The sequence below is a fragment of the Aeromonas sp. QDB68 genome, assembly GCF_027707405.1.
Classification (GTDB): domain Bacteria; phylum Pseudomonadota; class Gammaproteobacteria; order Enterobacterales; family Aeromonadaceae; genus Aeromonas; species Aeromonas caviae.
Genome location: NZ_JAPCIQ010000124.1, coordinates 1 through 8,313, shown reverse-complemented (window position 1 = coordinate 8,313; position 8,313 = coordinate 1). Strand labels below are relative to the sequence as shown.

At 55.6% G+C, this 8,313-nt stretch carries 6 protein-coding genes; 5 read left to right on the top strand and 1 reads right to left on the bottom strand.

Annotated elements, in window-relative coordinates:
* Positions 1-63 precede the first annotated feature (63 nt).
* Positions 64-948 carry an RNA-guided endonuclease InsQ/TnpB family protein gene (locus PG892_RS20355; protein ID WP_270825779.1) on the bottom strand — a complete coding sequence of 295 codons (885 nt, stop codon included), beginning with the start codon at positions 946-948 and terminating at the stop codon, positions 64-66.
* Between the two features lie 420 nt (positions 949-1,368).
* On the opposite strand from PG892_RS20355, the gene PG892_RS20350 reads away from it, so the two are divergent.
* The 5 genes from PG892_RS20350 to PG892_RS20330 are packed head-to-tail and all read left to right on the top strand — an operon-like array spanning position 1,369 to position 7,993.
* A complete protein-coding gene (locus PG892_RS20350) occupies positions 1,369-2,103 on the top strand; it encodes a hypothetical protein (RefSeq protein ID WP_101617880.1) in 735 nt (244 codons plus the stop codon).
* A gap of 57 nt (positions 2,104-2,160) precedes the next feature.
* Positions 2,161-3,960 carry a helix-turn-helix domain-containing protein gene (locus tag PG892_RS20345; RefSeq protein WP_263685314.1) on the top strand — a complete coding sequence of 600 codons (1,800 nt, stop codon included), beginning with the start codon at positions 2,161-2,163 and terminating at the stop codon, positions 3,958-3,960.
* Positions 3,961-3,975: 15 nt separating this feature from the next.
* Complete coding sequence (locus PG892_RS20340) at positions 3,976-4,740, top strand: hypothetical protein (protein ID WP_270825778.1); 765 nt, start codon at positions 3,976-3,978, stop codon at positions 4,738-4,740.
* 10 nt (positions 4,741-4,750) lie between these two features.
* Positions 4,751-5,374: a TraV family lipoprotein gene (locus PG892_RS20335; RefSeq protein WP_270825777.1), complete on the top strand. Its 624-nt coding sequence runs from the start codon at positions 4,751-4,753 to the stop codon at positions 5,372-5,374.
* 9 nt (positions 5,375-5,383) lie between these two features.
* Positions 5,384-7,993 (top strand): TraC family protein, encoded by a 2,610-nt coding sequence (locus PG892_RS20330; protein ID WP_263685312.1) that lies wholly within the window; start codon positions 5,384-5,386, stop codon positions 7,991-7,993.
* The last annotated feature ends 320 nt before the right edge of the window (positions 7,994-8,313 follow it).

Sequence of the window (8,313 nt, the reverse complement as noted above, 5' to 3'; positions counted from 1 at the left end):
CAAAGTAAACTGGATGGCTTTCTTGCCGCCAAGGATCTGATGGCGCAGGGGATCAAGATCTGATCAAGAGACAGCCTTGGCATGGCTATTAACCAACGCCCTGCTTGTTTGATGATTAAAATCGCGGCGGACATTGCCTTTTTTACCATGATAACCAGAGATCCGGCGCTTGGTTTTGGTGCGGCGGTTAGAACCCTTCTGCTGTCTTGCCAGCTTACGCTGGAGTCGCTGGAGGTAGCGGTCGGCCTTGCTCAGGTGGTGCTTCTGGTTGGCAGAAAAGTCGAAACTCTGCTCGCCTGCCTGTGCTGGAATGGCGACGCCACGGTCGATCCCGATGGTGTATTGTTCCAGAAACTCACGAGGAGCCCCCTGTAGAAAAGCCAAATGCTCGGCGCTGCTGGACAACGATGTTTCGTTCACGCCGTTTTCATAGCAGAAAGACACATAATATTGGCCGCGCTCTTTTCTGACATAGAGCGAATTAGGTATCTCGAATTCACGGTGCGTCTTGAATGAAAGGTAGCCAATATTATTGGTCTTGGTGCCGATGAATAGCCTGATATTACCGTCCTGGCAATGTTCGAAATTGAATAGTTCGCGAGTGAGATAAACCGAGCCTTTGTCAGTCTTTGCTTTGCGCCTAGGTCGCCCGCACAATCCTTTCATGAACTTCTGATAGGTCTGATACCAGTTAACCGCGCTATTACGCAGAATTTGACTGGGGCAGTCTGATAACCATGGCGTTAATTCTTGAGATTTAAATTGGGCGGCTTTTTGGTCAATCGGTGGATAAGTGCCAATGGCGCAATATTTACGGGCATAGGTGCGGTGGTATTTTTCCTCGTCCACCTTTCCATTCCAGATCACGCGAGCGCAGCCCATCCACTGACTCAGTGTTTGCTTTTGAGCTTCGTTCGGATTAGCGCGGAGCTTGATGCCCGTGAGCATTATCTGACCGCTTTCTTAATTGCCAACTGCGCGACACCAGCTGCGAGAATTTCACGCGCTCGGGTGATGGATGCCATATCCTCCGCGCTGGCTAACTCATCTGTGTACCCCCAAAAATGGGCAGCTGCATTCATCTCTACTCGGCGCACCTTCCCCGGCTGTAACTGGGGGAGTTTTTGTCTGCATAGGTGCCCTGATTCTCTTGACTCGCAGAGGTAATAATCGGCTTTTTGAACCTTGCTTCTGCGCAAGGTCACTGTGCATCCACATCCGCCGGAGCATGAGATGATTACTTTGTCCATATTGTGTCTCGCCAGTTGTCGTCATTGGTAAAATAAAGTAGGCGGAAAGTTGATAAATGCTTCTGACTATCCCAGGCGGTATGTTATAGTTATTTTGTGAAACCGTCAGGAGCGCATCATGTACCGCAATCACCACAATCATACCAGACCTGTCGCAACTGAGTCGACTGCGGCTCCCGCGCGGAATGAAACCCAACAGAACTACCAGGGATATGATCAGTACGAGCAGTACGAGCAGTACGATCCCGCGCCTCACTACGAGACTCAGCCACCAGCTAATGCCCCTCGGCAAGGCAACGCGCAACGTCCCGCTTCCCGGAGCGAACCAGAGGGCGGGAAGTCCCCCCTGCTCGACAAGTACCCTGAGTATTTCAGTTTAAAAGTGCATGGTTCCCGCGCTGCCCTAAATTTTTGTCCCGATGTCACCCGCAAAAATTTCCTGACGGTCTCCCTTGAAGGCGCTGAGATGTTGAACCCGGCGACCCGCGTCTACAACTGGCAGCAGAAAACCCGCATCCAGTTCACCCGAGGTGAATACCTGGAGGTCGTCGCGGTGCTGCTTGGGATGGGCAACAATCCCACGGTGAAGTTCGACAACCACGGCCCCCAGGGCGGGGCCAAGAAGGGCTTCCAGCTGACCCATCAGGGCAAGTCGGTCTTCTGCTCCGTGTTTGAGCAGAACAAGCCACCCAAGGCTGTGCCGATCCCGCTGATGGAGGCGCTACAGATAGCCCACATGATGTTATCCATCTACGTCGAGAATTATCCCGGCATGTCAACAGATAGTGTCATGACCAGTCTCAGTACCGCCATTCGTCGGCGAGATGCAGTCAACACGCAAACCCAACATTGATATTTGCACGATTTTACCCGAATAGGATACTATCGGGCAATTATTAAAGGACATTCTATGGCACGTAAACCAACTGTTAACGCAGAAGTGCGCGACAACAATGACACCAAGAACGTATTGACCTGGCACGATTTCAGTTTGATGCGGGCCTACCTTGCCACCTTTGATGGTATTCCCCTGCTGAGTCAGGAGACCATGGCCAAACGGTTAGGTTGCACCAGCACCAACACGTACTCGAAGTGGGAGCGTGGTGACCAAGAGCCGCCGAGCATCGTCAGCCGCTCCATGGAGCTGCTGATGTACCTGTGCATGTACAAAGCTGGCGAGTTCGTCAGTGAGGAAGCCTGCTGGCAATCCTTCTTGAACTTCAAGTCGATCACCAATCGCAACTCGGCCATGCTGCACCCGCGTATCGGGGATGTCGGTTCCCGGCTGCGCACCCTCATGTCCTGTGCCTACGACTGCTTTGCCATGAACTCCGGCCCGGCCTCCAAGCACACCGTCTCCGCCGAGGGCTATCACTGCCAGATCAACGGCCAACGGTTCATCATTTCGCCCGGCTTCACCAAAAACGGCAAACTCGCTGGCAACACCCTGGAGCTCTTCTCGCAAGTGGCCGCCATGGTCAGCCGCGAGGACTACCCGAACATATCCAGCTATGAGAATGAAGGCTCCCACATAGCGGCAAGCGTCCTGGAGCGGTACCGCGAAATGGGGCTGCACGAGACCAAAACCGTCAAAACCAAATATTTTGAGGTGAAGCGGAGCAAAGACGACATGATCGTGTCGTTTAAGGCGCAGCTGCGAACCAAAATGAACGAATTTTTGGTCGACGCGGCTGAGCACACCCGCGAGCTCGACACCACCTTGATGAGCGTCACCGAACTGCGGGATGGGCTGGTTAATATCATCGCCAAGTCCCCACAAGGGTCCGTGGTGGACGGCGTGACCAAGCTTGGGTCGCACATCTTTGAGATCACCCATGCCATTGGCTCGAATCACCGGTTAAAGAGTCGGGATTTCAAAATTATCGAGCAGACCTTATGCCATCTGGTCGGCGTGGATCCGTCCACCATCGAGCGCCCGGCCCCCATGCTGCTGCGTAATGCCTTTGGCCTGTCTGACGCTGACAAACGCTGCATCCGTACCCGGTACTACAGCGCGGCGATCGAAGGCCGCAAGATGACCATCACCCTCGATAAGCCCGAGTATCTGGTAGCCATCAACGATTTCATCTCGGACTCCATGGTGGACACCAACGAGAAGAGCGTGTTTGCCGAGTACCGGATCCTCACCGGGCGGGCAAGCAAGCTGATCAATGGCGTCGATTTAGAGGCCGACCCGCTGCAACTGACCGGCAGCGTGGTGGAAGTGTCTGACATCATCTCGCGCCGGGGCGTATTGCGCGTCAACATCGCCAATGCCTTGGAACGTGTGCTGCTGGGGATTAGCCGCGTCAACATCACCCACTCCCAGATCGCCGGTGCCGTCATCAAGCGCCTCAACAGCGAACACCTGGTCGCCCGAGCAAGTCAGACTCCCAAGGTTCAACGGTTCCTGGCCGAGAAGCTGGAGCTGGAAACCAGCTGCACCGCCCAGAACATGGCGACAGCGGAGATCCGAACTCTGGTGGCAGACCTGATGAAGGAGCGCGGCATCAAGCCTTCCGACATCCCCACTTTCGTAGCGGACTGCCGGTTCTTCACCTTCGAGCAGATAGGCAGTCGCGGGATCATCACCTTCAAAGACCCTGGCAGCGTGGAGACGATCAACACCGCCTTGGTCCTTTGCAGGGATGAGGAGATTAAGCGTGGTGAAGGCCGTGCCACCCAAGTCAACGACGACGACGACGAATAATCCATAGGAGCGATGATGCGAATAAAGCCAACCCTGATAGCAACACTTCCCCTCCTGGTGAGCGCCCTTGCCTTTGCAGAAGCGCCCCCCTTGTCCCAGCAGGAGACGGAGAAGGCCGTAGGACAGAACGTAGTTAAATCAGTCCCGCTCGCGCTGGATGGGTTGGTGGCCGCCAAGGACAAAAATGGCAACGATGTCATCGTCAGCACGAATGGTCGTTATTTCCTCAAGGGATACCTACAGGATGTCTACACCAACAAAGCTGTCCGTAATGTGAAGGACGCCGTGGATGCCCAGTACCTCACCTTGGGCAACATGGGTCTCAACCTGGTCGACATCGGCACCATCCCCTACGGCAACCCGCAGTTGCCGCTCCAGGCTCGCATCATGGTGGACCCCTATTGTCCTTCGTGTACTGCATTGCTCAAGCAGCTGGCGGAGAACCGCGACAAGGTCCATGTCGAGATCATGATCACCCCGATCTCTGGGCAGGAGTCCATTCTGACTGCGCTCAATCTGTGGTGTACCTACGAAACCAACTACAACAAGGGCCGGGAGGTGCTGGATCTGCTCTTCAAGGGCCAGCCCTACCCGACACTGCCCGAGCAGAAGGCGTGCAAAGGACAGCGGGTGTTACTCAACACCATGCTGACGCGCACCTTCAACCTCAAGGGGCTGCCTGCCATCTGGCGGGTAGATGGGCTTGCTCAAGCCGGTACCCCACCTGATTTATTGGCGTTCCTCAATGAACGTCGCCCGTCTGATGATGCTGAGAAGTAAGGATACGATTATGCGGATCACTGCGCGAACCCTGTTGTTTATGTTGACGCTGCCCCTGGTGGGTTGCTCCATCGTTGGCCAATCGGAATCCAGCTGTCCGGGCAAGCCTAACGGTTATGTGTGTAAAGGCCCCCGGGAGGTGTATGAGATCACCAACAGCAAGACCAGCTTGTTTGACGGGTCACAGGACGGTCTGGATGACGACGAAAAAAAGCCGGTTGCCGCTGGAGATAAGGCCGACGACTCTGGCGCTGTCGTCGACGTTCCTGCGGTAGGGGTCGTGCCATCCAACTCCCTCTCTCTCTATCGCGACGACTTCTCCGCACCTGAGCCCATGGCCGTTCGTGCCGATGCGCGGATCTTGCGGGTGCTGTTTGCTGCCTATGAAGACGAAGCACAGTCCCTCAACATGCCCGGCTACGCCTATGTCGAGGTCGAGCCTAAACGCTGGCTCGTCGGTGCTGCCGCCAACAAGCAGCCTGCCAAGATCATCCCTCTTCAAATGCGGCAAGATGCTGACGGCAACCTGGGCCATAAGGCCAAGGTCAACAACACCGTCGACCCGTTGGGCGTCAAGAAGATCAGCAACACTCCGGGCGTTGTAGCTGTGCCCTCTGAATTGCTCAAGAAGTGAGGGATTCATATGGCTATGTTCTCGTCTATCACCCAGCGTTTGCGCTCGATGAGCGAACACAACAAGTTCGGGGACATGGTTCCCGTGCTGGATTATTACGTCGATGAGCAACTGTTCCTGCTCGACCCGGCCACGATTGGCTTCATGATCGTGTGTCAGCCGCTCAACGGCGTCTCGGCTGAAATGCGCAACCTGCTCGGCTCCATGTTCACCTACCAATACCCCGACGACACCACCATGGTGATCAGCACGGTTGCTAACCGGGACATGGTCGGTGTGAACAACGCCTGGGACAAATTGCGCTGGGGTCGGATGGAGAAGGAGGATTGGGAGTTTGAAAACCTGCTAGGTGAGCTCGCCCAGGACTACATGCACTCAGCCTCCGATGATGGCCTGCGTCCGGGCAAATCCCCCCTCAAGGCCCGCGATTTTGAGGTGTGGTACTCCCTGACGTTTCCCATTGCGAACCAGATCCCGACACAGGCAGAGGTCGATCGGGCGGTCGAGATCAAAAAAGACATGCTCCAGAGCCTCAAGTCCATGGGGGCCTCTCCCATTGTCGCCAACAACGAGATGTGGTTGCGCCGGATGCAGGTGATGCTCAATCCGGGCAAGCAAACTTCGTGGGCCAAAGGCAAAGTGCATTTCAAGCCCAGTGTCCCGCTGAGACATCAAGTGCTCCAGCCTGGCCGAATGATCACCGTGGACAATGATGGTGTGGTGCTCCAGGGCAATCCCGCCAACCCGGACGAGAACCGTGTGGTGCGGGTGCTGAACTGCTTCAAGCGCCCTGACTACGCCTCCATCGGTGACATGTACGGCTTCTACAGCGATTGGGAAAAGGGCTTTGGCGGGCTGAGCTCCGATTTCATGGTCTCCCTCAACATCCACTTTCCGAACCGCAAAAAGTCAAAGTCCTCATTTGATGCCAAAAAGGTGCTGGTTACCAACCAGGAATCCGCTGGCGTGATGAAGTATTCCAACCGGCTGCGCTATCAGTACGAAGATTTGAAGGCCATCGAGCACGAGCTTGAGCAAGAGAATCAGGTCATCGTCAACTGCTGGACTCAGGTTACGCTGTTCCTCGACAACGACGGGAGCCAGGATGAGGCCACCAAAGCGGCCACCACCTTCCTGGATGGTCGTGGCTTCGGCTACGCGGTGGATCGCTTCGTGGCCATGCCTCTGATGATGGAAATCATGCCGCTATGCCACGGGTATGATCAGCAGATCCGGGGTATGTTGCAGCGCCAAGAGGTCTTCACCAGTAAGTACCTCTCCTGTGCCGCGCCCATCTATGGCCCGTGGAAAGGCAATAGCAACAACCCGGTGCTGGTTGGCTACTCCCGCGAGGGTCAAATCATCAGCATCGACCCCTTCAAAACGAACGCCTCGTTCAATATCGCCATCGCGGCGCGGTCAGGGGCCGGTAAATCGGTGCTGGCGGGTAACCTGGTCAAACAATTGCTGACCACGGGCGTGCCCGGCAACCTGCACTCGGAGGACGGCGGCCAAGTCTTTGCCATCGACTCGGGGGGCTCTTACAAGGCGCTGGCTGCCCAGTTCCACTCCTCCCAGTACATTGAGTTTGGCGAAGGCCAATCCTTCTCAATCGACCCGTTCTGCGACCTCACCGGCCTCACCGATGATGACAACTCGGGGTTAGATTCCACGATGGACAATGGCCGCGGCTATGTGACCTTGGCTGGCTCGCTCAAGCTGACCATGATCTCCAACATCCTCAAGTTGATGGCCGCTCCCGACGGGAATATGGACAACTTCCAGATGAGCGTCATGTCGCAGATCTTGTTGAAAATGTGCGTGGATTCGCCCAACGAGGCGAGCATCACCCTGTTTGCCGAGATGTGTAACAAACACGAAGATCAGCGGGTGCGTGACATCGGGGCCCAGCTCTACGACTTCACTATCCATGGCAAGTACGCTCGCCTCTTTGACCGGCGGCTATCACCAACCATCCGGTTCTCATCACGCTTCATCGTGGCGGAATTGGGCCAGCTCAAGGCGCAACCGAACCTACAGACGGTGGTGCTGATGAGCGTCATCCAGCAAGCGCAGGATGCGATGTTCCAGAAGGACGACGGTCGTCGCCGTGCCTTCATCCTCGACGAGGCCTGGGAGTACATTACGGACGGCGCAGCCGCCTCTAACAACGCCTTCTTCGCGGAATTTATCGAAGCTGGCTGGCGGCGATTCCGTAAAACGCAGGCGATGGGGGTCTGTATCACCCAGCAGGTATCGGACTACTACTCATCGCGCACCGGGAAGGCGATCTTTGCCAACTCGCCGTGGCTGTTCACCCTGGCGCAAGAGGGGCCGGTTATCAGCCGTCTCAAGACCGACAAGCTGATGGATGCCCCAAACTTTGTGTTCAACCTGATGGAGTCGGTTCGAACCGATAAAGGGATGTTCTCGGAGTTGATGATCCAGTACGAGGGCTTGTACCAGGTCATGCGGCTCTACATGGATGATCGCTCCATGACGGTTCACACCACAGACCCGGACGAGAAGAAGATCATCAAGTCGTACATCGACAAGGGTTGCAGCCCACGCGACGCCATTATCCACGCGACCGAGGACATCAAACGGATGCGTCGTTAACCGGACATGGGCACCAGCTCCTCGGGCTGGTGCTCATTGTTGTCCCTGGAGGACCATCTGCCTCCACCGGATCTCGCCAGTGCTATCATGTCCCCCTCATTTCGTCATCATCACTGCCCATGACCATCCAGAACAAATCCAACCGAGATTCCGCAGCCAATTTAGGAATAAACTGCTTCATACAGAACACCAAGAAGCTTAAGCAGCCGAGTCTGATGCTCTTGAACACCCGTTATGAAGCTTTGGCGTAAGTATTCACCGGAACAGTATTGACACAGGAAAAATGAGACGATCGTCTCTTGATCCCACTTTCCTGCTTG